Raw genomic sequence first — 1,254 nt, forward strand, 5'->3', positions numbered from 1 at the left:
CTTAAATGCACATTATCTAGTATGTAATTAACGATTTTAAGTTTTTTACCACCAATCATATCTAACATACTTATTAATTGAACCATATAAGCCTTTACGAAGTTTCCAGACGTTTGTTTACGGTATAACTTATCTACCTCTATAACTTCTCCTGTTTGTTCGTCTATGAGCTTCTGAGAGCCTTTATATACTGTTCCATATCTTTCATTCATTTTAATTTACCTCCTTTGTTTAAAATTTTAACATTGTAGTGAAAAAATCACAACATATGTAGTGAGAAATCACTACAAATTATGTGAAAAATCACTACAAACAAAATCCTTATAAAAACTGTAATATCAACCTGTATTAAGAATTTAAGTAGTTCAATCTTCTTTTCTATATAAAGCGTCGGAGCATATCAGGGGATTTTCTAACATAAATGCTACCCTTCGGCTCGCTTTCGCTCGGCATTTACGTCAGATACTGCATCCCCTGAAACCCCATGCTCCAACAGCAAAAAGGAAGCTTTTTGCTGCTATTCCGACGCTTATTCACTTCGTTCATATTTATATAGAAAAGAAGTGAATGCGTTTATGCTTACGTTTATTTTTTGATATATGGCTAGCATTTTGTAGGGGGCTTTGGGGGCTTGCCCCCAACAAGCAGGCAAGCAGTCACGAATGAGCGATAGCGATTGAGTGGCTAGCAAAGCCAGTGCTTGCCAAACCTTAATGTAGCATTTATGCCGAGAAAACATTTTGAGAAAGAAAGGCGAATATGATAGCCACTTCAGTGGCGATTGGTGCCGGTTTTAAGTTGGATTAATTCCAACTTAACAACCAATCCAAATCATATGAGTAAAGTTTCTGCTCAAAATGGAAATTGGAATAAAGCGAAATTACGGTGGGTTGTTTTTGCTTTTATGTATAGTTTTTCTGCAAGTGTAACGAGCAGATCAAAAACTATACATATAAAAAAGGACTAGAGTTAGCTAGTCCTTTTACCTTTATGCTATACTATTCTTTGAAAGAATAATAATCTGATAAAGCATTTTCTTGTTTTTCATTTGCCTCTTGCTCAAAGTTCCCAAATTCGAGTAAGAGGTATTTTTGTTTTTGGTCATCGCCTCTCATAAGCAGTTCTGGGTTTAGCATTAATGCACCAGTCTTTCTTTTAATAATATTTCCTTCTTCTAAGATTTTTAATGTTTTTGATACTGTCTGTGTGCTTGTTCCGGTATCTTTAGCGATTTCTCTTGTATTAGCTTAAATG

Annotated in this window: 2 protein-coding genes; both read right to left on the reverse strand. The window is 34.8% G+C overall.

Annotated elements, in window-relative coordinates:
* On the reverse strand, positions 1-212 hold a 212-nt coding region (locus tag KA856_RS13765; RefSeq protein WP_210138783.1), incomplete at its 3' end, for a replication/maintenance protein RepL.
* A 786-nt stretch (positions 213-998) separates the two neighbouring features.
* The gene (locus tag KA856_RS13770) at positions 999-1,232 is read right to left on the reverse strand and encodes a replication/maintenance protein RepL (protein ID WP_481906139.1); all 234 of its coding nucleotides are present in this window, start codon (positions 1,230-1,232) and stop codon (positions 999-1,001) included.
* Between the last annotated feature and the right edge of the window lie 22 nt (positions 1,233-1,254).

It is taken from the genome of Staphylococcus sp. GDB9P120P, assembly GCF_017893435.1.
In the GTDB taxonomy this organism is placed as follows: domain Bacteria; phylum Bacillota; class Bacilli; order Staphylococcales; family Staphylococcaceae; genus Staphylococcus; species Staphylococcus cohnii.